This window comes from Kribbella albertanoniae (assembly GCF_004348455.1).
GTDB lineage: Bacteria > Actinomycetota > Actinomycetes > Propionibacteriales > Kribbellaceae > Kribbella > Kribbella albertanoniae.
The window spans coordinates 29,732-54,218 of the sequence record NZ_SMKA01000024.1; the positions used below are offsets into that span (position 1 = coordinate 29,732).

A 24,487-nucleotide genomic window follows, 5' to 3' on the forward strand; every position below is an offset into this window, starting at 1 on the left:
AGCCGTCCGTGCAGGGTTACTCAGATACAGAGGCCGTGAATGCGCCGGATCCGGAGTCGGCCTTCACCACGAGGCGGTAGGTGCCCGCCGTGTTGTTGTAGGTGAAAGACTCGTCCGGGTTCGGAGTGATGCCCTGGGCAACGGTCACCCAGTAGTAGCCGAACAGCTGCTGCTGCAGGTAGACGTCGAAGTCGCTACCGGTCGGCCCGTCGAGGCAGACCTTGAGCTGGCCCGCGTCGCTGTCGCTGAAGGCGGCGAAGGTCTTGCTGCCGCCCGCGGTGAGGGTGCCGCTGTACTTGAGCTCGCCGGTGCAGGCCCCGCCACCGCCAGCGCCGGACACGACCCACGAGAAGGACACGCTGGCCGTCTTACCCGCGGCGTCAGTGACCTTCGCCGTCACCGAGGAGGTGGCTGCGGTGGTCGGGGTGCCGGAGATGAGACCGGTCGAGGCGTTGACCGTGAGACCTGCCGGGAGACCTGTCGCCGACCACGAGTACGGCGTCGTACCGCCCGTCGCTGCGAGCTGCAGCGTGTCCGCGGTCCCGGCCGTGCTCGTCTGCGCGCCCGGGTTGGTGACCGTCGGCGTACCGGGGTCGGGGTTGCCGGTGCCACAGGTCTCGGTCGTCGCAGCGACGGCGATGGCCGTGAAGGCCTTCTCGACCGCTTGGCATTCCGCCGAGCCCGCGCCGTACAGGTCCTTGGCGGACTTGACCGCGCCGGTGCGGGCGTTGGCGTACTTGCTCGACGACGTGAGGTAGGTCGCCAGCGTGCGGTACCAGATCTTCTCCGCCTTCGCGCGACCGATGCCGGTCACGCCGCGGCGCCGGAACAGGTGGGGGAGTTGTAGCTGACTCCGTTGATCGTCTTGGCGCCCGAGCCCTCGGAGAGCATGTAGTACCAGTGGTTGAGCGGGCCCGAGGAGTAGTGCGGGTCGAGGCCGCCGAGCGTCGAGGACCAGCAGTCCTTCGACGCACCGTCCTTGCTCGGCTTGTCCATGTAGCGCAGCGGCGAACCATCGCCACGGATGTTGATCTCTTCCCCGATGAAGTAGTCCGGTACGTCGTTGGCGTTGTTCACGTAGAACTCGACCGCCGTACCGAAGATGTCGGACGTCGCCTCGTTCAGGCCGCCGGCCTCACCGCTGTACACGAGTCCTGCGGTGTTCTCGGTGACACCGTGGCTCATCTCGTGCGCGGCGACGTCCAGCTCGGTGAGCGGGGCAGCGTTGTTCGCGCCGTCGCCGTACGACATCTGCGTGCCGTCCCAGAACGCGTTGACCATCGCGTCGGCGAAGTGAACGCGCGAGCGGGCGCCGCGGCCGTCGTTCCAGATGCCGTTCCGGCCGAGCTGCGTCTTGTAGTACTCGAAGGTCTTCTGCGCGCCGTAGAGCGCGTCGACCGCGGCGGACGCACGGTCGGACTGCGCACCGCTGCCCCACTTGTCGTCGGCGTCGGTGAAGAGGTCGCCGTCCGGGCCTTCACCCGTGTTGGGGTCGCCCTGGTTGTGTACGTCGGTGGCCGTGTTGCCCGCCGCGTCCTTCATCTCGAAACCGCCGCCCGACTTGGCGGTGGTGTTGATGGTGACGTTGCCGACGAAGATGCCGTCGCCGGTGCCGGTCTTGATCTCGTCGTCGGTCAGCAGTACGGCGCCCGTGGCGGCGTCGACGTACGTGTGCAGGCGGGTCGGCACCTGGTTGGCGCGAATACCGGTCGTCAGTACGTCGTATGCCAGTTTCGGACCCTGGTCGGTGACGAGAACGACGAGTTCGTTGCCGGCGGTCTTCTCCTCTTTGGCGCCCTGTGCGGTGGCGAGTCCCTTGGCCTGGGCTGCTGCCTTGGAGATCTTGGCGGTCCGCGAAGCAGGGGAGATGTTCTTGCGGCCGTAGTTGTACGTGACTGCCTTGACCGAGCCCTTCGCGTCCTTGTGGGCAACGAAGTCACCACCGATGACCCGTAGCCCGTCGAGCGTGCGCTCGTAACGCACGTGCCTGGCGCCACTGGCATCCTCGATGACCGCTTTGACGGTCAGCTTCTCGCCCGATGCCAGGCCCAGCGCGGAAGCGCTCGCCGGGGCGTTCGTCTGCTCGTTGGCAGCCAAGGACTTCGACTCGTGGGCAACGGCGCCAGGGGGTGCCTGGTCGGCGCCACCAGCGAAGGCGGGCGACACCACCAGCACAGCAGCGAGGAGACCGCCGGTGGCGGCCAACCTGGTTCGGGGACGATTCACAACTGCTCCTTTGGCGGGGTCGACGATCAGCCGACCTGGGACGCGCCGGACAGGCGCTTGGGGTGCTCCGAGTTTGAGCACGCCCCCCAACCAGCGGAAGGCGTCGATGTGGCCGAGATCGGCACCGCCGATTTACGACATCAAGATCGTTGCCAAAGGCACACTGTGAGTAGCTGTCGGATCACAGCATGAGCCCACAGGTCACGGCCGGTGTGCTTGCCCGAGGCAAGAGCTGACAGCTGCGACACTGTCCTCCACACTGAGCTGACAGGGGAATCTCGGCACGGGGTGAGGGAGCAGCTATGTACGCGGTCGTCGGTGTATGGGAGATGGACTCGGCGCAGCGTGAGGCGCAGCAGTCCGCGTTGGAGGGGATTGTTGCGGGCGTCAGCCAGCTGCCCGGCATGGTGAAGGGCTATTGGAGCGACTACGAGGACCCGGCGCGTTCGCACACGTTCATCGTCTTCGACGACCGCGATGCGGCCGCGGCCTTCGCAGACAGCGTTCGTGGCAACGTCGAGAACCAGACCCGGTCCGGAGTTCGCAACATCAGCGTGGACATCTTGGCGGTCAAGGCCACGACCTGAGCCGCCTAGGTAATTTGCCTACATGAAGTATCAAGAACTCGTGAATATCTGACGTTGCCCACTGCGACAACGCGGTCACGCTCTGATTGCCTTGCAACAAGCCGCCATCATCGCAGTTGAGAGTGAAAGGCAACCATCATGAGGTCTTCCTTTGTCCGGTCTCTCGCACGCCTGACCGCGACCGCCGCCGTCCTCGGCGGGCTGGTCAGCACTGTTCCCGCCACCGCCACGGCAACCCCCGCGCCGGCTCCGATCACCAGTACCTCGTTCGGTCCCCAGTCGCGGGCCGACGATGCGATCGCCTGGTTCAGGGCCCGCAACGGCTCCACGTCGTACCAGGGATACTGCGAGAAGGCCGTCGAGAACGCGTACGGCAGAACCGGCATCTATGCGTCGGCGATCGCCAACTGGAACGACGCCGTACGGCGGGGCGCAGCGCACCGGGGTGACCTGAACCCGCCGAAGGGTGCGCTCGTGTTCTGGAACATCAGCGCCTACGGACACGTCGGAATTGCCACTGGTGACGGCAACTTCTGGGCCACGAGTGTCAACGGCAGGATCGGCAAGGCGAGGCTGCCGTACTTCTCCAGCTACCTCGGCTGGGCGCAACCGAACTTCTAACGGTTGCCCAGTGCAACCGCCCGTCAGTTGGCCTCGGTTGGTGTAAGGAGTTCGGCGAGGAGTGCTTGGACCCGGGTGTCGATGTCGTCCCGAATGGGACGGACGGCGTCGATGCCCTGGCCGGCGGGGTCTTCGAGTTTCCAGTCGAGGTAGCGCTTGCCGGGGAAGTAGGGGCATTCGTCACCGCAGCCCATGGTGATGACGACGTCGGAGGCTTTGACCGCGTCATCGGTCAGTGGCTTGGGGAACTCCTTGGAGATGTCGAGGCCCAGCTCTGCCATAGCTTCGACGACCGCCGGGTTGAGCTGGTCGGCGGGCTGGGAGCCGGCCGACCGTACGACGACGCGCCCGGCGGCGTGGTGGTCGAGGAGTGCTGCGGCCATCTGAGAACGGCCGGCATTGTGGATGCAGACGAACAAGACCTCGGGTGTGGTCTCGGACATGACGAGTACTCCTTGGTGGCTCAGCTGACGGTGTCGGGATAGAAGCGGCGCCTGGCCCACAGTGACACGTAGACCAGCGCGACCAGGACGGGAACCTCGATCAGCGGACCGACGACGCCTGCGAGGGCTTGGCCGGACGTGACGCCAAAGGTGCCGATGGCAACGGCAATAGCGAGCTCGAAGTTGTTGCCCGCGGCAGTGAACGCGAGGGTCGCGGTCTTCGCGTAGCCGAGGCCGAGTTGGTGGCCGAGGGCAAAGGATCCGCCGAACATGATCACGAAGTACGCCAGCAGCGGCAACGCGATCCGTACGACGTCGAGTGGCGCGCTGGTGATCGCATCGCCTTGCAGTGCGAACAACATCACGATCGTGAACAGCAGCCCGTACAAGGCGACCGGCCCGATCTTGGGCAGGAACCGTGATTCGTACCAGTCGCGGCCGCGTGTCTTCTCGCCGATCGTCCGGGTCAGGTAGCCGGCCAGCAGCGGAATTCCGAGGAACACCAGGACGCTCAAGGCGATGGCGCCGATCGAGAACTCCGCGCTGGTGGTCTCCAGTCCCAGCCAGCCGGGCAGGGTCTGCAGGTAGAACCAGCCGAGTCCGGCGAAGGCGATGATCTGGAAGACCGAGTTGATCGCGACCAGTACGGCGGCCGCTTCGCGGTCACCACAGGACAGGTCGTTCCAGATCAGCACCATGGCAATGCATCTCGCCAGCCCCACGATGATCAGGCCGGTGCGGTACTCCGGAAGATCAGGCAGCAACAGCCACGCGAGCGCGAACATCAACGCCGGGCCGAGCACCCAGTTCAGCACCAACGATGCGATCAGGAGTTTCCGGTCGCCGGTGACACGACTGGTTTCGGTGTAGCGGACCTTCGCCAGCACCGGGTACATCATCAGCAGCAGTCCGATCGCGATCGGCAGACTCACTGAGCCGACCTTGACCGCGTCGAGCGCGTCGTCCAGGCCAGGGATGATCCGGCCGAGGAGCAGCCCGAGCGCCATGGCGGCGATGATCCAGACCGCGAGGTACCGGTCAAGAAACGACAGCTTCGCAACAACCGCTGGTGTGGTCGGTACGGCGGTGTCGGTCACGCGCTAGCCGGCTCAGGCACGGACAGCAGGGTGGAGATCCACTGCTGCCGGTCCGGCAGCGGCCAGTAGTAGACCCAGGTGCCGCGGCGCTCGCAGTCGACCAGTCCGGCCTCGCGGAGCACGCGTAGGTGGTGGGAGATCGTGGGGCCCGACACGGTGAAGTGTGGGGTGATGTCGCAGACGCAGACCTCCGCACCGGCCGAGGCGATGATCGACATCAGGCGCAGCCGGATCGGGTCCGACAATGCCTTGAAGACCGCCGCGCCCTCGGACGCCGTGGCCTCGTCGAGGGCCGCGACCGAGATCGGCGTGCAGCAGCCACCGCTGCGGCTGATGGAGACGTCTTGTTTCGACATATGTCTATCTTGACTTCTGTCTAAGCAAGATGCAAGGTGGGGATCGCTGTTTAGATGAACATCAACTTAGTGCCGTACAGCTTGGAGAGACATCATGAGCGTCACAGCTTCCGACCTGCCGGTCGTGGTCATCGGTGCGGGCCCGATCGGCCTGGCCGCTGCCGCCCACCTGGCCGAACGCGGCCTCGACTTCGTCGTCCTCGAGTCCGGTCCGAGCGTCGCCGCCGCGATCGACGAATGGCGCCACGTGAAGCTGTTCAGCCCGTGGCGCTACGACATCGACACCGCTGCGCGCAGACTGCTGGAGCAGGCTGGCGGCTGGACTTCGCCAGACCCCGACATCCTGCCCACCGGCGGCGACCTGATCGACGCCTACCTCGCGCCCCTGGCCAAGACCCCGCAGCTGAGCGACAAGATCCGCTACAACTCGCCTGTGGAGGCAGTGACCCGAGTCGGGTTCGACCGGATCCGCACCGCCGGTCGCGAAGACGCGCCCTTCCTCGTCCGCCTGTCCGACGGATCCGAGTTGCTCGCCTCGGCCGTGATCGACGCGGCCGGCACCTGGCGGCGCCCGAACGTACTCGGCGGCTCCGGCATCTCGGCCCGCGGTGAGGCGGTCGCGGCAGCCAACATCTCCCGGGCGCTGCCCGACGTTCTGGGCCGCGATCGTGACCGCTTCGCAGGACGCCGTACGGCGGTCGTCGGCGCCGGCCACTCGGCCGCAACCACGTTGCTGGACCTCGGTGATCTGGCCGAGCAGGTTCCGGGCACCGAGGTCGTCTGGGTGGTGCGCGGCGCTGATCAGGCCCGCACCTACGGCGGCGGCGATGCCGACGAACTGCCCGCTCGTGGCGCACTCGGGTCCCGCCTGCAGAACCTCGTCCGGACCGGCCGGGTCGAGCTCGTCAGTAGCTTCCGGATCGAAGCAGTCGACCAAACCAGCGACGGCCGCATCGAACTGGCTTCCGGTGAACGGCGCGTCGTCGCCGACACGGTCGTGAACTCGACCGGGTTCCGCCCCGACCACAACATGGTCGGCGAACTGCGCCTCGACCTCGACCCGATCCTCGGCTCGACGCGCGCGCTGGCCCCGCTGATCGACCCCAACCAGCACTCCTGTGGCACAGTCCCGCCGCACGGCGTCGACGAGCTCGCGCACCCCGAGCCGGGCTACTACGCCGTGGGCGCGAAGTCCTACGGCCGCGCGCCGACCTTCCTGCTGGCCACCGGTTTCGAGCAGGCCCGTTCCGTGGTCGCCGGCCTGGCAGGTGACTGGGACGCGGCCCGCGACGTACAGCTCGACCTGCCGGAGACCGGCGTGTGCTCGTCGAACCTCGCGCCGGCCGGACGTGGTCTCGCCACCGGCATCGCCGGCGGCCTGCTCACCGTGATCGACGCCGAGCCCTCCTCCGCCACCGCAGGCTGCTGCAACTGACGGGGCTCCACGTTGCCTGTGGCCCCCGCCCCACGCAGTGCACCTTGAGCACCCCTCAACTGCCCCATTGCGGCGAGGCAAGATAGACATGGAAACCATGTTCATTTAGCCTGGGTGGAAACGTGAGCCGACCGGGAGATGTGGTGAGCGACGCGGGGACGGATGGTGCCGGCCGGTTCCGTGCTGCTGAGATCGGCCCGCGGCGAACGCGGCAGCGGGCCGCGATTCTCGAGGCGCTGGCGGACTGCCGGGACTTCGTGTCGGCGCGGGAACTGCATGCCCTGCTGGGTTCTGCCGGTGTGCCGATCGGCCTGACGACGGTGTATCGCGCGCTGCACGGCCTCGAGCGGGCCGAGTTGGTTGACGTCGTACGGGACGAGGCCGGTGGGCGGTACTACCGGCCGCGCCCGGCGGCCGGGCATCACCATTACCTGATCTGCCGCTGCTGTGGTCTCAGTGTTCCGGTCGACTCCGAGGACGTCGAGCGCTGGGCGGAGCGGCTGGCCGCGGACTCGGGGTTCACCGGCGTCGAGCACACGCTGGAACTTGCCGGCGTGTGTGCCGGTTGCTTGCCCACTGCCACTGAAGGAGAGCCGCCGTGCCGACAGGTATCCCACGTCCCCAGCGATCGCCGCACCTCTCGGGACTGAAGGAACCGTCCGGCCGGCGTCAGTTGTGGGGTGGCTCGCCGGTGACGGTGTGATCGGCGTGGAACAGCGCTTCGGCGATGACGCGGCGCAGGTGCACGCCACGGATCGAGTACAGGGATCGACGGCCATCTCGGCGTACCTCGACCGCACCTGACAGGCGCAGTCGCGCAAGGTGCTGCGATGTCGCCGGCTGTGCCATCCCGACTCGCTCGGCCAAGGTGCTCACATCCATCTCCGCACCGTCGGCCAACGCCCACAGTAGCCGCAGGCGCGTTCCGTCCGCGAGCAGTCGGAACGTCTCCACGGCCACCGTCACCTGGTCGTCGCTGGGCGCCGCGAGTTCTTCGTCCGACTTCATGACTGCATCCATGCGCATCTGCGCATATGACATGGTAACGTCGAATGCAGCTGTGCGGCAACGCAACGCGACGAGCGCGAGGAACCCATGACGCCTTCCCCTTCCGATCAGGGCACCGACGATAACCCGCCCGTCCCCTCATCCGAGCCAACCCACGGCCATGGCCACGGTCACGGACATGGGCACGGTCACGACCACGCGGGTGGGATCAAAGGCTTCCTGCTGTCGATCTTCCGGCCGCACAGCCATGACGCGGCCGATTCGATCGACTCCGCGCTGGAAGCGAGCACCGAGGGCATCCGCGCGCTGAAGATCAGCCTGATCGGTCTCGGCCTCACCGCGGTCGCCCAGCTGGTCGTCGTACTGCTGACCGACTCGGCCGCACTCCTCGCCGACACCATCCACAACTTCTCCGACGCACTCACCGCCGTACCGCTGTGGGTCGCCTTCGTCCTCAGTCGCCGCGCGGCGACCCGCCGCTACACCTACGGCTTCGGCCGCGCCGAGGACCTCGCCGGTGTCTTCATCGTCGCGATGATCGCTCTGTCGGCGGTCGTCGCAGGCTACGAATCCATCCACCGCCTGATCGATCCACAACCGGTTTCCAAGCCGTACGTCGTCCTCGCGGCCGGCCTGATCGGCTTTGCAGGCAATGAGTTGGTGGCCGTGTACCGGATCCGGGTCGGCCGCAAGATCGGTTCCGCCGCGCTGGTCGCCGACGGCCTGCACGCCCGCACCGACGGGTTCACCTCCCTGGCCGTCGTCGTCGCCGCACTCGGCGTACTGGCCGGGTTCCCACTGGCCGACCCGATCATCGGCCTCGCGATCACCGTCGCGATCCTCGTCGTGCTGAAGGGTGCCGCCACCGATATCTACCGCCGCCTGATGGACGCGGTCGAACCCGAACTCGTCGACGCGGCCGAACGCTCATTGCGCGGCACAACCGGCGTACAAGACATCACCAGCCTGCAACTGCGCTGGACCGGCCACCGCCTCCGCGCCGAAACCAGTGTCACCGTCGACCCGGCCCTCGACATCGTGACAGCCCACGGCATCGCAGTCGACGCCGAGCATGCGCTCCTGCATGACGTACCACGCCTCGTCGCAGCCACCGTCCACCTCAGCCCAGCAGGACCAGCCGGCGACGAACAACACCAAACCCTCGACCACCACCGCGTCGGCACTTCATAAGCCCGCGACGAAACCTCGCGGTCGGGGCCGGCTGGGTCGGACTTCGTTAGGCTGGCGGCGTGACCACGATCAAGGACGTTGCGCAGCGGGCCGGGGTATCCACGGCTGTGGTTTCCGCGGTGGTCTCCGGGGCGCGCGGCAACGTCCGGATGAGCGAGGCGACCCGGCTGCGCGTCGAGCAGGCGATCCAGGACACGGGTTATCGCGTCAACCACGCCGCGAAGTCGCTGAGTCTGTCCCGATCGGGAGTGATCGCGGCGGTGGTGCCGAAGATCGCGAACCCGGTCTTCGAGCTGGCGATTCGTGGCATGCATGCGGCCGCCGAGGAACACGGTGACGTGCTGTTGCTGGCCGACGCACTGTGGATCAGGCCCGGCAGCCACCTGATGAGCCGGATCGTCGGCACGGGCATGGTCGACGGGGTGTTGTTGCGGTCCACCGAGTGGGGGAACGAGACCGCAGAGGAACTCACCAAGCGGTCGATCCCGTACGTCATCCTGCAGAACCCGCGACCGGACGACTCCGTGTCGGTGTGGATCGACGACGCGGCCGGGATCGGTCTGGCCACGACGCACCTGCTGGGGCTCGGGCACCGCCGCATCGCACTGGTCGGCGGCCCCGTCCTCCCGATCGCCAGTTGCGCCCGGGTCGACGGCTACCGCTCGGCGTTGCGGGCAGCGGGGGTGCGCTACGACCGGTCGCTGATCAAGCAGGTCGGCTACGAGCCGCCGGACCTGGCGGCCGCGACGCGCGAGCTCCTGGGTTCGGCCCGGCCGCCGTCCGCGCTGATCATCGACAACATCATCGCGGCACCGGGAGCGATCGCGGCCGTGCTGGACCTCGGCTTGCGGATTCCCGCCGATCTGTCGATCGTCGTGTACCAGGATCTGCCCATCGCCGACGCCATGCGGCCGGCACCGAGCACGGTCCGGATGCCTGTGCAGCAAGCCGGAACGCGCGCCTATACGACGCTGCGCCGGATGATCGACGGCCGCCGCGTCCAGTCGGCTCAGGTGACGCGGCCGGCGCCGAAACTGATCGATCGAGGATCGACAGCACCGTACGCCGGCTGAGCGCCGATCTGCCGCGAGCCCACGCTCGCGGACTTCTGAGGTCTTGATTAACCGGTGAATCATCGGCATGATGCTCGTCGTTGCTCCGAATCGACCGCAAGCCCAGCGTTGCTCGAGCTGGGCTGGACAGGGAATTCCTCATGGTTCACGTCGTTCTCGCCTCCGGTTGGCAGACCGTCAACATCGGCGACGTCGCCCATACGCCTGGCGCGCTCCGGGCCTTTCAGCGCTACGCACCGGAGGCGAAACTCACGCTGTGGGCTCGTAGCATCGACGAGGGTGTACGGCGGATGCTCGGCCGCTACTTTCCGGACGTCGAGATCGTCGAGGACCGCGTTGTGCCCGGCGAGCCGCTCAGCCCGGCCCTGGAACGGTTGTTTGCCGAAGGCGACCTTCTGGTCCACGGGTCGGGGCCATCGCTCGTTGCCCAGGTGGAGGTCGCCGAATGGCATCGGCGGACCGGGAAGCCGCATGGCATCTTCGGGGTGACGGTCGATCCGCTCCGGCCCTACGGCTCGACGCTGGCCCGCGCGGCGAGCATGATCAGCGCGATCGACGGTGACCTGCTCAGCGAGCTCGAGCGCGAGGTGCTCGACACGGCGGCGTTCGTCTACTGCCGGGACTCGTTGACCGAGCGGTTCCTGGCCGGACAGAACCTCGGGGCGCCCACGATCGCGTTCGGTCCGGACGCCACCGTGATGTTCGACGTGGTCGACGACGGCGACGGCGAGGCCGTACTCGCGGAGTACGGGTTGACGCCCGGACAGTTCCTCTGCGTCGTACCGCGGCTGCGTTTCACGCCGTACCACCAGATCCGGAACTACGCGCCCGGGGCCGAGGAGGTTCGCCGGTCGGCCTACAACGCGGGCTATCTGAAGTCCGACCTGGACGTTCTGCGGCAGACCGTGATCGGCTGGGTGCGAGCCACTGGCCAGCCGGCGCTCGTCGTACCGGAGATGAGCTACGCGATGGAAGTCGCCGAGGCCGAGTTCGCGGGGACCTTCCCTGCCGATGTGGCCGGCCTGGTTCACATCCTGCCGCGGTTCTGGGACCTGACCGAGGCGGCCGCGGTGTACCGGCGGGCCGGCGCGGTCGTGAGCATGGAGTGCCACTCACCGCTGATCGCGTTGGCCGAAGGTGTTCCGGCGGTCTACCTGCGCCAGCCGACCGACACGATCAAGGGTGAGATGTACAACGATCTCGGCCTGCCGTTCGTCGAGCTGGGACCTGGGGCCGAAGCGGAGGCCGGGCAACTCCTGCAGAAGATCGTCGACGACCGGCCGGCCGCAGCCGAAGTCGCGCGGCAGGCGCGGGACGGCGCGCAGGAGCGCGTGCGGGGGATGGTCGAGGCCGCCATCGCGGCGGTCGGCAGCAGGATCCTCTGATGTCGTCGCGACGCGGGCAGCTCGCGACCCGATGGCACCGGGACCGGGTGCTGCTCGTGCTCGCCGTACCGGGCGTGATCGTCCTGGTGCTGTTCCACTACCTGCCACTGCTGGGCAACGTGATCGCCTTCCAGGACTACCAGCCGTTCCTCGGCATCAGCGGATCGGATTTCGTTGGCCTGAGCAACTTCTCGGTCATCTTCAACGGTGACCCGGAGTTCCTGAACGCGCTCGTCAACACCCTGATCATCACGATGGTCCAGGTGCTGTTCGTGTTCCCGCTGCCGATCGCGCTGGCCCTGGTCCTCAACTCGATGCTGAACGAACGAGCCAAGCGGCTGACGCAGTCGATCCTCTACCTGCCGCATTTCCTGTCCTGGGTCATCGTCGTGGCGTTGTTCCAGCAGATGTTCGGCAACGGCGGAATGCTGAACGAGTGGCTGCGTTCCGCGGACCTGGGAACCTTCCAGATCATCGGCGTACCGGAGCTGTTCAAACTGCTGGTCACGTCGCAGGTGATCTGGAAGGACACCGGATGGTCGACCATCATCTTCCTGGCCGCGCTCTCCAAGGTCGACCTGAACCTGTACGAGGCAGCGGCGATCGACCGGGCCAGCCCGCTTCGGCAGCTGTGGCACGTCACGCTGCCCGCGATCCGGCCGGTGATCGTGCTGCTGCTGATCCTGCGGCTGGGTGATTCGCTCACGGTCGGTTTCGAGCAGATCCTCCTGCAGCAGGGTCCGGTCGGCGCGCAGGCTTCCGAAGTGCTCGACACCTACGTCTACAACAACGGGATCATCGGCGGGAACTGGGGTGTCTCGGCCGCGGTCGGCCTGGTGAAGGGCTTCGTCGGCGTGGTTCTCGTCCTCGGGGCGAACCGGCTCGCCCACGTCATGGGGGAGCGGGGGGTGTACTCGAAATGACCGGACTACTGGAGACCACCGCTGAACGCCGGGCTCGGCGCGACCGTCAACCGGCGTCGGACGAGCGGCCTGCCTGGATGGGCCGGCAACCGCGCTGGGTGACCGGGGCGCGCGGTGTGCTGCTGACCGTTGCCTGCCTCGCGGTGATCGTCCCGTTCGTCGCTGTCGTGATGACGAGTCTGGCGCCGCAACGCGACATCAGCGCGCGCGGTGGACTCGTCCTCTTCACCAGCGATCCGTCGCTCGCGGCGTACCGGGCCGTTCTGTCCGGAGGAGTGGTGACGCGGGCCCTCACCGTGTCGGTCGTGGTCACCGTTGTGGGCACGGTCCTGTCGCTGGCCTGCACCATCATGCTCGCGTACGCCCTGTCGCGGCCGGGATCGCTGTTGCACAAGCCGATCCTGCTGATGACGCTGTTCACCCTCTTGTTCAATCCGGGCATGATCCCGATGTACCTGACAGTCAAGCAGCTCGGGCTGATCGACAACCTGGCGGCGTTGATCCTGCCGGTGGTGGTCAACGCCTTCAACGTGATCGTGATGCGGTCCTTCTTCCTCGAGCTGCCCAGTGAGCTGACCGAGTCGGCGAAGCTCGACGGGGCCGGCGAACTCCGGATCCTCACCCTCATCGTCCTGCCGCTCTCGAAGGCCGTCGTCGCGGTGGTCGGCCTGTTCTACGCGGTCGCCTACTGGAATGCGTTCTTCTCTGCCCTGCTCTACCTGCCGTCGCCGGAGAAGTGGCCGCTGCAGCTGGTCCTGCGGACGTTCGTCGTGAACCAGACGCCGCTCGGCACCGACGAACTGTCGGCGTCGACCGAGTCGCTGCCACCCCAGGCATCGATCCAGATGGCGATTCTCGTCATGTCCGTCATCCCGATCTTGATCATCTACCCGTTCATCCAGAAGCACTTCAGCAAGGGACTTCTGATCGGCGCCGTCAAAGGCTGATCGACCGGACGCCCGCCATGAGGAGGGACCGTAACCATGGATTCGCTTTCGCGCCGTACGTTGCTCAAAGGGCTGTCCGCGGCAGCCGTCGCAGGCGTCACCGGATCAGCTCTCGGCTGCTCCGCCAAGACGACGACGGGAACCTCCGGCCGGATCGGAGCGGACGTTCTCCCGACGTTCGCCCAGGCCGGGAACGCCGTACCCGCACTGAAGAGCGCGAGCCCGCTCGGCATGAACGGGTACTTCGAGTACCCGCCGAACCCGGTCGCGGCGGTCGGTAAGCCCCCGCTGTCGGGTGGCCAGATCTCCGCCCTCACCTACACCTTCGACCCGGTGGCACCCGGCAAGTCCGACAATCCGCTGTGGCAGGAGGTCGACACGCGACTTGGTGGAAAGCTCGACATCACGTATGCGCCGGCGGCTGACTACGCCCAACGGTTCGCGACGACCGTGGCCGGTGGAGATCTGCCCGACGTGGTGTCGATCTACGGCTCGGTGCAGCAGTTGCCCGCGTTGCTGAAGGCAAAGTTCACCGACCTGAGTGAGTACTTGTCGGGCGATGCCGTCAAGGACTATCCGAACCTGGCGGGTCTGTCCACCGATTCGTGGCGCAGGACCGTGTACGGCAACGCCCTGTGGGGAGTGCCGATCGCCCGGGTACCGATCCCGGCGGTCGCCTGGATCCGCGCCGACCTCGTCGCCGGTACCGGACTGCCCGCGCAGCCCAAGAACATCGGAGAGTTCAAGGCACTGCTGAAGGGGCTGACCAACGAGCGCAAGTCCCGCTGGGCCTGCGGCGATCCGGGGAACACCCTGACCATGATCGCCGGTTCCCTGGGCATCGCCGCCACCTGGATCGAGGACGGCGGGAAGTTCACCTCCAACATCGAGCTCGAGGAGTACGAGAAGGCGCTGGCCGACACCCACGAGCTCGCCGCCGCCGGCGTCTTCCATCCGGACGGCCTGGTGGCGTCCAACAACCAGCGCAACGACTGGTTCACCAACGGGACCACGCCGATCGTCTTCGGCGGGTACGCCGGCTGGAGCAAGTACGAGATGTGGGGAGCCGAGGTGCCGGGCTTCAAGCTTGGATCTCTTCCGATGTTCGGCTACGACGCGGCGAGCAAGCCTGTCCATCCTCGGGGGAGTGCGGCTCAGGCCTTCACCGCGGTGACCAAGGCCGAACCGGACCGGGTCCGCGAGGTGCTCCGGGTACTCGACTGGCTCGCCGCACCGTTCGGATCGTCCGAGTACCTGCTGCGCAACTTCGGGATCGAGGGGCAGACGTTCAAGCTCGAGGGCAAGGACCCCATCTTGAACTCGCGTGGCCAGAATCTGCGGCTGGTGCCGTTCGGGTACGTCAGCGGACCGACCCAGGCCATCTACGACCCGGGCCGGCGCGATGTCGCCCAGGCCCGTTTCGACTACCAGGAAGCCGCTTTGCCGATTCTCGCCCCTGATCCGACCCAGGGCCTGTACTCCGAGACCGAGGCGGCCAAAGGCCTGCAATTGGGCAAGGGCCTGACCGATGCACGGAACGGCATCCTGGCCGGCCGCGCACCCGTGTCGAGCTGGAAGGCGGCCGTGACCAAGTGGCGGAACGGCGGCGGCGACAAGATCCGGGCCGAGTATGAACAGGCCTTCTCGCAGGCGGGACCCAAATGAGCCGTCAGCTGATAACCCGAGCCGACGAGTTCCTGGCCGGCCGGCCGTATTCCATCCTCGACCGGGAGCCGTCGGACTGGGCCGGAGATGCCCACGACTACTACTCGGTCGGCAACTACTCCTGGCCGAATCCGGAGACAGCCGACGGTCTGCCGTACATCAGGGTCGACGGCCAGCGGAACCCGGACGCGTGGCGCGATCGCTACGACAAACGGCGGTTCCGGCAGACAGTCGCGGCCGTCAACACCCTGGTGCAAGCACACCTGCGAACCGGCGAGGCACGGTACGCCGACGCCGCGGTCGAACGTCTCGAACGGTGGTTCCTGGACCCGGCGACCGCGATGCGCCCCAACTTCGCGCACGCTGCCGCGCTGCCCGGTCAGCACGACGGTGCGGCGATCGGGCAGATCGAGGCGACGCTCCTGACCGACCTCCTGGATCACGTCGACCTGCTGGTGAAGGCCGGACGATTCACCGAAGGCCTCCCGCTGCTGCAGGACTGGTTCGCCGAGTTGACCCACTGGATGAGGTCGAGCGAACTCGGCCGGCAGGAAGAATCGATGACCAACAACCACGGAGTGTGGTGGGACGCGCAGGTACTGCGCTATCTGCAGTTCGTGGACGACCGGCCCGCGCTCTCCAAGATTCTCGACCGGTTCGACATCCGGCTGCGGCACATTGCTCCCGGCGGCGCGCTCCCGAAAGAACTGGCTCGTCCCGACTCGTTGCTCTACACCATCTACTGTCTACGAGCCTTCGCTGTCTGCTGCCGAGTCGCAGCTGCTGAAGGCCGCGACCTCTGGAACGCACCCGCCGAACCCGGCTTCGGCAGTCTCCGCGACGCGTTCCACTTCTGGGCCGGCAACGCTGACGACGACCGTCGATGGATCTGGCCCCGGCAGCCCGCGGACCTCGACCGAACCGCGCTCTGGCTCGCCGACGAAGCCGCCGCCGTCTATCAGACCCCGGGCCTCAAAGCCTTCGCGGAAACCCTGCGAAGGCAAGACCTACCCGCCCCCGAGATCCCGTCAACCGCAGCCCTGGAACACATCCCGACCTGAGAGGAAACCACCATGTTCACGAGGTTCTCGATCTCGGCCCCCGGCCGATTTGCTCGAAAAACGACGATTCTCGCCGTGGCGGTAGCCCTGAGCGCCTCGCTGGGGATCGCCGCAGTGACGACCACACGACCCGTCGACGCGGCAACCACGGCGGTTCCCAGCTACTCGGTGGGTATCGCAGGTGGGAGCTGGACGATCGAGAACCCCGGTGCGTGCGGTCCGGGGATCGGCGACGGCGGCAACTACCGGGATGGCGACGACTTTCTTCAAGGCAGGTGTCAGGGAGCGGCGCAGCCGCCCCAGATCACCGGGTCGGACCCGCGGGCGTTGACGTTCCGCACGAACAAGGACTTCGTGGAACCGGGCACCCTCCGGGACCGCTCGGAGCTGGCGACGGGCTGGAACCTGCCGTTCCACACCGACGTGTGGGTCGGGTTCGACATTCGCATTCCTTCGGCCACCGATGACGTGACGGGCAGCGGTGCTTACGTGATGCAGCTGTGGCAATGCGAGGCGAACCCGATCGGCGGCGTACGCATCCAGTCAGGCGCCGGCAACGGCCACAATCTGCAGTTCGTCCGCCGAGGCGATCAGCCGGGCATGGAGACGGAGTACAACAAGGCGATGGCGACCAGGAGCGTCGGGACGGTCGACGAATGGCATTCCTTTGTCATCAGGTATCACGTGGCGCCCTACCACGAGGGTGCGGCGAAGGGGCGGATCACGGTTTTCCACAAGAGAGTGGGGGCGACCACCGTCGAGAACCCCGTCTTGGACCAGGAAGAGTACTTCGGCTACGGGAAGCGTGACAGCTGCAAGGACGACTCCTTCAAGAACCTCTTCAAGATCAAGTTCGGCATGTACAAGGACTACCAGCCGGGCGCGACCTTCCGTTCCGACTACCGGAACCTGCGGATCGGCGACAGCAAGGAAGCTGTACAGCCCTACAACCGCGGCTGACCGCCTGAGCCGTCCGGACTCAGCCAACACTCTTACGGGTAAGGGAGAAGACCATGGTGAGGCGAAGTTGTTTTCCCTGGCACAGGCGTCGCCGGGCCCGTACGGGTGCCGCCGCGATGCTCGTGCTGGCTCTGGTGGCGACGGTCCTGTCGCCGGGCCGGGCGGTAGCGGCCGGTATGTCGGATCTCGGCGAACTGCTCGACCTGACGCGGCCTGAACTCGCCGCGGTGGCGGCAAAGCTTGCTGCTGGCAACGAAGCGGGCGCGGCCGAGGAACTCAAGGCGTTCTACGCGGGCCGCTCCAACGTTCACTACCCCGCTCCGACCGACGGCCTGGGCGGTGGCGACTCGGGACCCGACGACCTCGCGGCGGGGATCTTCCGGTTCGGCGCCGAGACCCGCAACTTCTACAACAGCGCCGAGCAGCGGATCGACGTCGACTGGGACGACGCCTGGGGTGGGACTCAGACCACCCCGGGCGGCGCGCAGGTTCTGATGACCGACCTCACGTTCATGCCCAAACTGACCTTCGCCTACGTGTCCGAGAGCGACCCGGTGAAACGTGCGGCGTATGCGCGCGCGTGGATGGACATCTCGCTCGACTTCTTTGCCGACGTACAGAGCTGGCCGCAGGGCCGCAACCTGTCGGCCGCCAAGCGGCTCGCCCAGCTGGTCAGCGCGTTCTCCATGTTCCGGACCGATCCGGGCATCAAGGCGAACGACCTCGTTGCGTACCTGTCCGGCGTGCACGCCACGACGGACTTCCTCGTCGGCGTGATGCAGATCCACGTCGGGAACAACTGGTACGTGTCGATGGCCCGCTCCGTCCACGCGGCCGCCGTGTTTCTGCCCGAGTTCTCGGCCTCGCGTGGCTGGGAGGGGTTCGCGATCCGCTCGGCAGAGCGGTTCCTGCGCGCGCATTTGAAGGGCGACGGCGTGTACCGCGAGCCGGCGTTCAACTATCAGGCCTACGTCGCGGATGTGCTCAACTCCGTCATAGCGGTTGCGGAGGCCAACGGGCGAACCGTTCCTGAGTCGATCGTCCAGGCGGTGGACTGGATCGCGGATTCGCTGTTCGCGACCCGGCAGCCGAATCTCGAACCCGCGGCGATCGGCGACACCCCGAACAACTACGCGGGTACGTCGGCCATCCGCAGGAGCGGCGTACGCAACTCCTGGCCCGATTTCACCTGGGTCGCGTCCGGCCGAACCGAGGGAACCACGCCGACGCTGCCGTCCACGGTGTTCCCGATCAGCTTCGCCGTACAGCGTTCCGGATGGGACGCCGACGCGCGGTACATGCTGATCAACAACCAGAATTCCAGCTACACGGCCTCGCATCGGCATCCGGACGACCTCAGCCTGGTGATGGCGGCGTACGGGCGTCCACTGATCGTCGACTCCGGCGTGGGGGACTACAGCGCGACCCCGACGAACGACTGGATGCGTCGTACCACCGAGGCGCACAACACCGTCGAGGTCGACGGAAAGGCACAGACCGCCGGCGTCCCCCGTACGACGTCGCTGTGGCGCTCGAACGCGGGCCTCGACATCTACCGCGGTGCGACCAAGGGCTACCAGCCGGTCGTGCACGATCGGGCCGTCTACTTCATCAAGCCCGGCTACTGGGTCGTCTCCGACGACCTGACGGGTGACACAGCCGCGCACGACTACCGGCAGCTCTGGCACTTCCCTGGTGATCCAGTCACCGTCAACCCGAAGACGAAGGTCGCCACGGTCGGCTTCGACACCGTGCCCGGAGCCACGCCGGGTGCCGGCGTGCAGCTCGTCCCGGTGGCCCCGGACGGCGTCGCGGTCACGCCCACTGTCAAGAAGAACGGCGCTGTGCGCGTCGGCGAGCAGGTACTCACGGACGTCGACTACCTGTCGTACGACTGGCGCGCCACGGGGTCGACGGGACTGGACACCGTGGTGGTTCCCGGCAAGGCCGGCGCGGCGCCCAAGGTGGCTGCGAAACGTATCGCCATGCCTGGGGTGGGTCACTCCGTGGCGACGGCGATGGAGATCGGCCTGCCGGGTGCGACCGGACGCTTCTACCTCTCGCGGGAGGCGACTCCCTCGTGGAGGGCGTTCGGGGCCGCCACGACCAACGCCGAGACCGCTTACCTCGAGCGTGCTTCGAGCGGCAGGCTGAACCGGTACGCGTTGACCCGCGGGTCGGTGCTGGTCGACCACCGTGCCGTCGTTATCGACGCATCCGCGCCGGTGTCCGACGTCAGTGTGGAACTGCGCGGAGCGACCGCCGAGATCTCGCTGGGGGACCCGTTCACCGGCAGGCTCACCATCAACGCGCCGAAGGTCAAAGCGGTGAAGGTGAACGGCACCCCGACCGCGTTCATCCGCACGGGCGACCTCATCACGTTGTGGGTGCAGTCGTCGTTCTCCCCGGTAACCGTGCTCGAGGAGCAGTTCGCCGATGCCGGCCTGGACCGGACCGTCTACGACTTCAACGGATCCTTTGACGGCTGGACGCCGGTGGAGGGCAACTGGGCGCTCACGGGCACGCAGTTGGCACAGACCTCGACCGCGGACAGTGTGTCGTTCGCGGCGCTGCAAGATGTACCGGATGACGTGGTGATGTCCGCGGACATCGTTCCTGGTGCCAGCGGTCAGACGACGGCCCGTACCGGTCTCGCGTTCCGCTACCACGACTCCCGAAACTACTACCGGGCCAACATCCTCAACTCCTCGACGGGGGCGACGCTGCAGCTGGTGAAGATCTACAGGGCGGAGACCTTCGTTCTCGCGGAGACCGCACTGCCCGCCGGCGCCAACGCCGCGCACAAGCTGGTCGTTTCCGCGATCGGGAGCCATCTGACCGCCAAAGTCGGTGACACGTCGATCTCCGCGGACGACTCACAGCTGCCGACAGGTGGTGCCGCCGCCTTCACCCATCGGCGGGCCGCCACCTTCGACAACATCGTGATCAGGGAAGGGATCGATCAGGCCAATTGGCGAGCAATAACAGGCGCTGTCTCCGTCGCCTCGGGGAAGTTGCGCCTCACGCCTCCCGCCGGTGGCAGGGCGCACGTCCTGGCCGACTCGACACTGCCGTCGCGCTTCTCCGAGGCGTGCGACTTCGTCGCGGAGACCACGGTCACGATCAACGGATCCGCCGGTAACGCAGGAATCTCGCTACGAGATTCCACGGACGCGTACGGCTACCGCATCCACATCGGCAAGACGAGCGAAGGAAGCCGGTACGCGAACATTGTCCGCGAGGCTCACGCGTCAGGCCCGGTCGCGTTGGGCTCGGCCTCAATCAGCAACCCGTTGACCGGCCCCGTCCGACTGCGCGCCGCGATCCACGGCGACCGCATCACCGTGACCCTGAACGGCGTCGAGATTCTGCAAGCTCGCGACACCGTCGTCCGCACCGGCGGCGTCGGCCTCTACGCATCCACCGAAAGCACCTTCGAGAACGTCTCTATCGCAAGCTCCTGCGAGCGGGGTGCTTAGGGGCCGTCGTGGCTGCCTGAAGGTGCCTGATCGGTCTGCAGCGGATCTGCAGCGGGGTCCGCTCTGCCATCGTGACAGGAGGCCATACAAACAAGGGGGATCCATGAGCCTGAAGACTTGGGGTGCGCTCGTGCTCGGCGTTGTCGCGCTGATCGGAGCGACGACTCCACTCGCACACGCAGGGGACAGCATCCCGCTTCCGATCACCAACAACTGGAACGGCCGCTGCCTGGACGCGAACGCGAACTACCTCAACCAGAACGGCACACCGGTTCAGCTGTGGGACTGCAACGGCTGGCACAACCAGCAGTGGATCATGCGGTATGTCAGCTACGGCAGTGAGTTCCAGATCGTCAACAGATCCAACGGTCGCTGCCTCGACGCCAACACCTCCTGGGGAGGCCGCAACGGCACACCGGTTCAGCTGTGGGACTGCTACAGCCCCGGTCACCACAACCAGATCTGGTACGTCTACCGCGAGAGCGGCGAGAACCACGATTACACCATCAAGAACAAGGCCTCTGGCCGAGTTCTCGACGCGAACCTGTCCTACATCGGCTCCAACGGCACCCCCATCCAACTGTGGGACAACCTGGGAGCCCAACAGCACAACCAGCGCTGGCGAGTCTTCTAACTATTCAACGGAGTCGGCGGTGCGGGCCCAGAACGGTAGAAGCCCCCGTCCGGAACGCCTAGCGCTCCGGCCGGGGGCGTGTCCCGGCGATCAGGTCCACTCGAATCCGTCGCTGTGTCCCTGGCCGGCCGACGTCCCGCTTGCGTCCACCGTGGTCGTCGGCTTGACGAGATAGGCCCCGGCCACGATCAACGCCGCCGAGGCGAACAATGCTGCAACTCGCTTGATGGTCATTCCAGTTCCCTTCGGTCCGATGTACAGACCACCGTAGGAACCATCGATGAAATTCCGATGACACTATCCAGCCTCGGCCCTGCTCCGTAGGCGTTCCCGCAGATCGTCGGTTGTCTTCAGCCACGCGGTCTCGTCTCCCTCGGCCCACAGCTCGGCCAGCTCGGAGTCGTCCGCGACCACCCGGTCGACAGCTCGGATGGCGACCGGGGTCAAACTGGCCAACCTGGCGCGGCCGGACGCCCATTCGAGCGCTCGCTCGTTGTAGGCATTTGCATCAGTTGGGGCGCCGGCCGCGGCCGCAACGATCTCAGCCGCAGCCAGTGCCTGCACGCCCTTGGAGTACCTCAAGTACTCGGCACCGGCCGAGCCGGTCGCGCGCTCCAGCGCATCAGCGACCAACTGCTCCAGGTCGGCGTTGACCAGAATGTCAGCCCAGTCGGCCGCATCGTCGTTTCCGAACACCGTTGCGTCCCAGGTACCCATGACCGACACCGTATCCGGATCGGCAGACCTGCACGGCCGACGATCTGCTGGAGCAGCCCGCCAAGGCCGGCTAGTTAAACCCGCCTCTCCGTATCCCCGGTCCCCGCTGCCTCCACGACCGAAGAACCCCAGCCATTTCGCTGGTTAGCCACCGGCGTTGGGGGTTCTGCACCCTTAACCAGAGTACAGAACCCCTAATCTGCCTGCCCAGCCAGCCAAATCGGGATCCGCCCCAAACCGGTTCGGGGAGGATCCGCGACGGATTCGGGGGGTGTCCTCCCCACATCACCTTGCGGACGGTGCAATCCCTCCCCGCATCACCTTGCGGACGGTGCCATCCCTCCCCAAACCGGTTTGGGGAGGGTCAGGGCCAACCCTCGGGGCCCGAGATCGCGGGCCGGGCGTCACCTTGAGCACGCACCAACCATCTGATACCCCGTCGCAACGGTCGAACCGTGCTCAAGGTCGCCCGGCCAGCTCACCTTGAGCAGCCATCAACCAGATTCGGAGAGCGTACGTGGTTGACCTGTGCACAACGTCGTACCGGCTCGTGTGGAGAGCCTGAACTGACCGGCTCTGGGAGTAGGCCGTTCAGAGTTCGCGTAGCGCGGCGAGGGCTCGGTCGCGGCCGCTGCGGACCCGGGCGAGGTCCGAGCCGCCGTACCGGGCGCTGATGCGCGTCAGCCGTTCGTAGCAGGTGACGGCCAGCTCAGCGTGTTTGCGAACCCAGGCCTGCTCCTGGACATCGGCTGGACTCAGCGGCTGGCCGCCGATCGGCTGGTAGTGACCGGCGGACCGCGCGTACTCAGCGGCCTCCTGCCGCGATTGCACAAGCCCCACCGCCCTGAGCCGAGCGAGCCGCACCAGCGCGTCCGCCGCATGCGCAACGGCCTGCTCGTCCTCGGCTTTGAGGGTGTTGTTCACTTTCGTTGGATCACCACCGGTCGGGTCGAGCCGGTGGTACAGCTGCCAGGCCTTCTCCGCCTGCGCCAGCGCGGCGTACATGTGACCGCCGACGCTGTAGATCTCGGTCAGGTCGTAGTGCAACGACGCCAGCACCTGCTCGTCCTTCGACGTCAACTTCGACGCCGCGGCAGCACGCCCGATCGCCATCTGCGCACGCTGGTTGGCGACTGTGGCGAGCCGCCAGTTCTGCGACGCGACGGCGGCCTGACTACGCAGCAACTGCTTCTGTGCCACTCGCCGCCAGACATCGGCCGACCGCCAGAACGTCATGAACCGACGCTAACGGCTCCCTGGGCGAGGAGCGACGGGCTGTCAGGAACCGGTCATCATGATGTCGGCATGCCGGCGGATCCGCAGGGACAGGAAGCACCGCGAACAGAATCGTCACCACGGCCGGTTCAGCGAAGCACGTGGTTGCCGGGTCGGCGTGGGCGGATATCGGGTTCCGGTTCATGGATCCCGAGACCGAGAGCGCCGTGTTGGAGGCAGTCATCGCACTGCCGGCACTGCGGGCCGGGGCCGTTGTCGAGGTGAAGGTGATGTCGAATCGGCCGGCCTGGCAGCCCTCGGTGGCAACCGAGGAGCTGCTTGCGACTGTGGTTGCGGCTGGGGAGTCGATCGGTCAGGAGGCAGGCGGAGCGGCCGCATCGGGCGCGGCGGATACCAATCTGACCGGCTGGCTCGGGATTCCCACGCTCGACGGGCTGGGCCCGGTAGGCAAGGGCGCGCACGCCGTCCACGAACAAACAGTCGCCGCCAGCCTCGCCGAACGAGCCGCCCTCGTCGCCGCCATCATCACCACGACCTGATCCAGCAGCCCCACAGGCCAAGCGCTTCGTCGCCCAGATCATCCTGGGGCCCGGCGCGACGCCTGGCCTCCGGCGGTAGACCTGGCGGATCCCCTTGCATGTAAGGGAGGATTTGCCGCGTTATCGTTTCGTGACTATAGTCGAACACATGTTCGAGGAAGAGTTGTTGACGCTATCGACGGCCGACTTGCTGGAGTCGGCCGCCGAGGAACGTGCGGCCGAGTCCCGGTCAGCGGCACGCTCCCTCGTTCATGCTGTCGTGTACGCCGATCGTTTCCATCCTGACGTGGCGCCGGAGCGCCCAGGGCGTCGTGCGAGCGATGGCCGGGAGCGTGCTGTGGTGCTGGGTGGTGACGGCTGTCCGCCCGTGCTGGAGTTCTGTGTCTCCGAGTACGGCGCGGTGGTCGGCATGTCGCCGGGTGTGGCGCGGGACTATCTCGCGAACGCGCTGGCGTTGCGGCACCGGTTCCCGTTCGTCTGGGCGAGGGTGCTGAGCGAAGAGGTCACGGCCTGGAAGGCGCGCAACCTCGCCCGCGACTGCGAGAAGCTGTCCCTGGCCGCGGCGCTGTACGTCGACAAGCGCGTAGCGCACCTGCTGGACACGATCTCACCGACCCGGCTGGCCAAGATCATCAAAGCCGCGAAGATGCACGCCGACCCCGACCTGGCGAAGGCCGAGGCTGCTGAGAAGACCGACGAGCGCGGTGTCTGGGTAGGCCGCTCCGACGAGCACGGCACGAAGACCTGCGTGATCAAGGCGTCCTCGGGGGCGGTCCGGCGGCACAAGGCAAAGATCGACGAGATCGCCGACGCCCTGCTGGCCCTCGGCGACAAGCGCAGCGTCCAGCTCCGCCGCGCAGAAGCGGTAGGCATCCTGCCCGACACCGCCTTCACCAACGAACTC

The 24,487-nt window shown here is 66.8% G+C and carries 24 protein-coding genes and 1 pseudogene; 16 read left to right on the forward strand and 9 right to left on the reverse strand.

Annotated features, from left to right (window positions below; translation table 11 throughout):
* Nucleotides 1-16: 16 nt before the first annotated feature.
* Nucleotides 17-814, reverse strand: a complete 798-nt coding sequence (locus E1261_RS45875) for a M4 family metallopeptidase (protein WP_202874510.1) — start codon at nt 812-814, stop codon at nt 17-19.
* Entirely contained in the window at nt 811-2,226 is a 1,416-nt protein-coding gene (locus tag E1261_RS45880; protein ID WP_132404654.1) for a M4 family metallopeptidase, read from the reverse strand. The genes E1261_RS45875 and E1261_RS45880 overlap by 4 nt, the downstream gene beginning before the upstream one ends.
* Before the next feature lie 302 nt (nt 2,227-2,528).
* Between E1261_RS45880 and E1261_RS08880 the strand changes: the two genes are divergently transcribed.
* Entirely contained in the window at nt 2,529-2,813 is a 285-nt protein-coding gene (locus E1261_RS08880) for a hypothetical protein (RefSeq protein WP_132404656.1), read from the forward strand.
* Between the two features lie 138 nt (nt 2,814-2,951).
* Nucleotides 2,952-3,434, forward strand: coding sequence for an NlpC/P60 family protein (locus E1261_RS08885; RefSeq protein WP_132404658.1), 483 nt, complete (start codon nt 2,952-2,954; stop codon nt 3,432-3,434).
* A 23-nt stretch (nt 3,435-3,457) separates the two neighbouring features.
* Here E1261_RS08885 and E1261_RS08890 read toward each other — a convergent pair whose 3' ends face one another.
* Genes E1261_RS08890 through E1261_RS08900 form a run of 3 tightly spaced genes read right to left on the reverse strand, consistent with a single transcriptional unit; the run spans nt 3,458 to nt 5,330 of the window.
* Entirely contained in the window at nt 3,458-3,877 is a 420-nt protein-coding gene (locus E1261_RS08890; protein WP_132404660.1) for an arsenate reductase ArsC, read from the reverse strand.
* Between the two features lie 20 nt (nt 3,878-3,897).
* Entirely contained in the window at nt 3,898-4,974 is a 1,077-nt protein-coding gene (arsB, locus tag E1261_RS08895; RefSeq protein WP_132404662.1) for an ACR3 family arsenite efflux transporter, read from the reverse strand.
* A complete protein-coding gene (locus E1261_RS08900; RefSeq protein WP_132404664.1) occupies nt 4,971-5,330 on the reverse strand; it encodes an ArsR/SmtB family transcription factor in 360 nt (119 codons plus the stop codon). The genes arsB and E1261_RS08900 overlap by 4 nt, the downstream gene beginning before the upstream one ends.
* A gap of 94 nt (nt 5,331-5,424) precedes the next feature.
* On the opposite strand from E1261_RS08900, the gene E1261_RS08905 reads away from it, so the two are divergent.
* Complete coding sequence (locus E1261_RS08905; RefSeq protein ID WP_132404666.1) at nt 5,425-6,765, forward strand: FAD-dependent oxidoreductase; 1,341 nt, start codon at nt 5,425-5,427, stop codon at nt 6,763-6,765.
* A gap of 122 nt (nt 6,766-6,887) precedes the next feature.
* Entirely contained in the window at nt 6,888-7,415 is a 528-nt protein-coding gene (locus tag E1261_RS08910; RefSeq protein WP_238176086.1) for a Fur family transcriptional regulator, read from the forward strand.
* A 19-nt stretch (nt 7,416-7,434) separates the two neighbouring features.
* Here E1261_RS08910 and E1261_RS08915 read toward each other — a convergent pair whose 3' ends face one another.
* The gene (locus E1261_RS08915; protein WP_132404668.1) at nt 7,435-7,773 is read right to left on the reverse strand and encodes an ArsR/SmtB family transcription factor; all 339 of its coding nucleotides are present in this window, start codon (nt 7,771-7,773) and stop codon (nt 7,435-7,437) included.
* 87 nt (nt 7,774-7,860) lie between these two features.
* Between E1261_RS08915 and E1261_RS08920 the strand changes: the two genes are divergently transcribed.
* The 10 genes from E1261_RS08920 to E1261_RS08965 all read left to right on the forward strand — a co-directional run bounded on the left by E1261_RS08920 (nt 7,861) and on the right by E1261_RS08965 (nt 21,091).
* Nucleotides 7,861-8,964 (forward strand): cation diffusion facilitator family transporter, encoded by a 1,104-nt coding sequence (locus E1261_RS08920; protein WP_132404670.1) that lies wholly within the window; start codon nt 7,861-7,863, stop codon nt 8,962-8,964.
* Nucleotides 8,965-9,023: 59 nt separating this feature from the next.
* Nucleotides 9,024-10,037 carry a LacI family DNA-binding transcriptional regulator gene (locus E1261_RS08925; RefSeq protein ID WP_132404672.1) on the forward strand — a complete coding sequence of 338 codons (1,014 nt, stop codon included), beginning with the start codon at nt 9,024-9,026 and terminating at the stop codon, nt 10,035-10,037.
* A gap of 140 nt (nt 10,038-10,177) precedes the next feature.
* Nucleotides 10,178-11,422, forward strand: coding sequence for a polysaccharide pyruvyl transferase family protein (locus E1261_RS08930; protein ID WP_132404674.1), 1,245 nt, complete (start codon nt 10,178-10,180; stop codon nt 11,420-11,422).
* A complete protein-coding gene (locus E1261_RS08935; RefSeq protein WP_132404676.1) occupies nt 11,422-12,345 on the forward strand; it encodes an ABC transporter permease in 924 nt (307 codons plus the stop codon). The genes E1261_RS08930 and E1261_RS08935 overlap by 1 nt, the downstream gene beginning before the upstream one ends.
* Complete coding sequence (locus E1261_RS08940) at nt 12,342-13,292, forward strand: carbohydrate ABC transporter permease (protein ID WP_132404678.1); 951 nt, start codon at nt 12,342-12,344, stop codon at nt 13,290-13,292. The genes E1261_RS08935 and E1261_RS08940 overlap by 4 nt, the downstream gene beginning before the upstream one ends.
* A gap of 36 nt (nt 13,293-13,328) precedes the next feature.
* Nucleotides 13,329-14,957, forward strand: a complete 1,629-nt coding sequence (locus E1261_RS08945) for an extracellular solute-binding protein (RefSeq protein WP_132404680.1) — start codon at nt 13,329-13,331, stop codon at nt 14,955-14,957.
* A complete protein-coding gene (locus tag E1261_RS08950; protein ID WP_132404682.1) occupies nt 14,954-16,018 on the forward strand; it encodes an alginate lyase family protein in 1,065 nt (354 codons plus the stop codon). The genes E1261_RS08945 and E1261_RS08950 overlap by 4 nt, the downstream gene beginning before the upstream one ends.
* 12 nt (nt 16,019-16,030) lie before the next feature.
* The gene (locus E1261_RS08955; RefSeq protein ID WP_132404684.1) at nt 16,031-16,978 is read left to right on the forward strand and encodes a heparin lyase I family protein; all 948 of its coding nucleotides are present in this window, start codon (nt 16,031-16,033) and stop codon (nt 16,976-16,978) included.
* 53 nt (nt 16,979-17,031) lie between these two features.
* Nucleotides 17,032-20,457 (forward strand): alginate lyase family protein, encoded by a 3,426-nt coding sequence (locus tag E1261_RS08960; protein WP_132404686.1) that lies wholly within the window; start codon nt 17,032-17,034, stop codon nt 20,455-20,457.
* A gap of 103 nt (nt 20,458-20,560) precedes the next feature.
* The gene (locus E1261_RS08965; RefSeq protein ID WP_132404688.1) at nt 20,561-21,091 is read left to right on the forward strand and encodes an RICIN domain-containing protein; all 531 of its coding nucleotides are present in this window, start codon (nt 20,561-20,563) and stop codon (nt 21,089-21,091) included.
* A gap of 90 nt (nt 21,092-21,181) precedes the next feature.
* Here the strand turns inward: E1261_RS08965 and E1261_RS45180 are convergent, their stop codons facing one another.
* From E1261_RS45180 to E1261_RS08975, 3 genes are all read right to left on the reverse strand, one after another.
* The gene (locus tag E1261_RS45180) at nt 21,182-21,325 is read right to left on the reverse strand and encodes a hypothetical protein (protein WP_165952429.1); all 144 of its coding nucleotides are present in this window, start codon (nt 21,323-21,325) and stop codon (nt 21,182-21,184) included.
* 63 nt (nt 21,326-21,388) lie between these two features.
* The gene (locus E1261_RS08970) at nt 21,389-21,808 is read right to left on the reverse strand and encodes a DUF4259 domain-containing protein (RefSeq protein WP_132404690.1); all 420 of its coding nucleotides are present in this window, start codon (nt 21,806-21,808) and stop codon (nt 21,389-21,391) included.
* 591 nt (nt 21,809-22,399) lie between these two features.
* Complete coding sequence (locus tag E1261_RS08975) at nt 22,400-23,044, reverse strand: hypothetical protein (protein ID WP_132404692.1); 645 nt, start codon at nt 23,042-23,044, stop codon at nt 22,400-22,402.
* Nucleotides 23,045-23,226: 182 nt separating this feature from the next.
* Here E1261_RS08975 and E1261_RS08980 point away from each other — a divergent pair, with 182 nt between their 5' ends.
* On the forward strand, nt 23,227-23,583 hold the full coding sequence (locus E1261_RS08980; RefSeq protein WP_132404694.1) for a M20/M25/M40 family metallo-hydrolase: 357 nt from the start codon (nt 23,227-23,229) through the stop codon (nt 23,581-23,583).
* Between the two features lie 148 nt (nt 23,584-23,731).
* A pseudogene (locus tag E1261_RS08985) lies at nt 23,732-24,487 on the forward strand (hypothetical protein); the annotation flags it as partial.

Excerpts from the sequence above, each read along its gene's own strand:
- E1261_RS08945 (WP_132404680.1), top strand. The coding sequence starts at position 13,329 with ATGGATTCGCTTTCGCGCCGTACGTTGCTCAAAGGGCTGTCCGCGGCA.
- E1261_RS08955 (WP_132404684.1), top strand. The coding sequence starts at position 16,031 with ATGTTCACGAGGTTCTCGATCTCGGCCCCCGGCCGATTTGCTCGAAAA.
- E1261_RS08935 (WP_132404676.1), top strand. The coding sequence starts at position 11,422 with ATGTCGTCGCGACGCGGGCAGCTCGCGACCCGATGGCACCGGGACCGG.
- E1261_RS08980 (WP_132404694.1), top strand. The coding sequence starts at position 23,227 with ATGGATCCCGAGACCGAGAGCGCCGTGTTGGAGGCAGTCATCGCACTG.
- E1261_RS08975 (WP_132404692.1), bottom strand. The coding sequence starts at position 23,044 with ATGACGTTCTGGCGGTCGGCCGATGTCTGGCGGCGAGTGGCACAGAAG.
- E1261_RS08930 (WP_132404674.1), top strand. The coding sequence starts at position 10,178 with ATGGTTCACGTCGTTCTCGCCTCCGGTTGGCAGACCGTCAACATCGGC.
- E1261_RS08940 (WP_132404678.1), top strand. The coding sequence starts at position 12,342 with ATGACCGGACTACTGGAGACCACCGCTGAACGCCGGGCTCGGCGCGAC.
- E1261_RS08880 (WP_132404656.1), top strand. The coding sequence starts at position 2,529 with ATGTACGCGGTCGTCGGTGTATGGGAGATGGACTCGGCGCAGCGTGAG.
- E1261_RS08965 (WP_132404688.1), top strand. The coding sequence starts at position 20,561 with ATGAGCCTGAAGACTTGGGGTGCGCTCGTGCTCGGCGTTGTCGCGCTG.
- E1261_RS08970 (WP_132404690.1), bottom strand. The coding sequence starts at position 21,808 with ATGGGTACCTGGGACGCAACGGTGTTCGGAAACGACGATGCGGCCGAC.
- E1261_RS08960 (WP_132404686.1), top strand. The coding sequence starts at position 17,032 with ATGGTGAGGCGAAGTTGTTTTCCCTGGCACAGGCGTCGCCGGGCCCGT.
- E1261_RS08890 (WP_132404660.1), bottom strand. The coding sequence starts at position 3,877 with ATGTCCGAGACCACACCCGAGGTCTTGTTCGTCTGCATCCACAATGCC.
- E1261_RS08900 (WP_132404664.1), bottom strand. The coding sequence starts at position 5,330 with ATGTCGAAACAAGACGTCTCCATCAGCCGCAGCGGTGGCTGCTGCACG.
- E1261_RS45180 (WP_165952429.1), bottom strand. The coding sequence starts at position 21,325 with ATGACCATCAAGCGAGTTGCAGCATTGTTCGCCTCGGCGGCGTTGATC.
- E1261_RS08920 (WP_132404670.1), top strand. The coding sequence starts at position 7,861 with ATGACGCCTTCCCCTTCCGATCAGGGCACCGACGATAACCCGCCCGTC.
- E1261_RS08905 (WP_132404666.1), top strand. The coding sequence starts at position 5,425 with ATGAGCGTCACAGCTTCCGACCTGCCGGTCGTGGTCATCGGTGCGGGC.
- E1261_RS08885 (WP_132404658.1), top strand. The coding sequence starts at position 2,952 with ATGAGGTCTTCCTTTGTCCGGTCTCTCGCACGCCTGACCGCGACCGCC.
- E1261_RS08915 (WP_132404668.1), bottom strand. The coding sequence starts at position 7,773 with ATGAAGTCGGACGAAGAACTCGCGGCGCCCAGCGACGACCAGGTGACG.
- E1261_RS08950 (WP_132404682.1), top strand. The coding sequence starts at position 14,954 with ATGAGCCGTCAGCTGATAACCCGAGCCGACGAGTTCCTGGCCGGCCGG.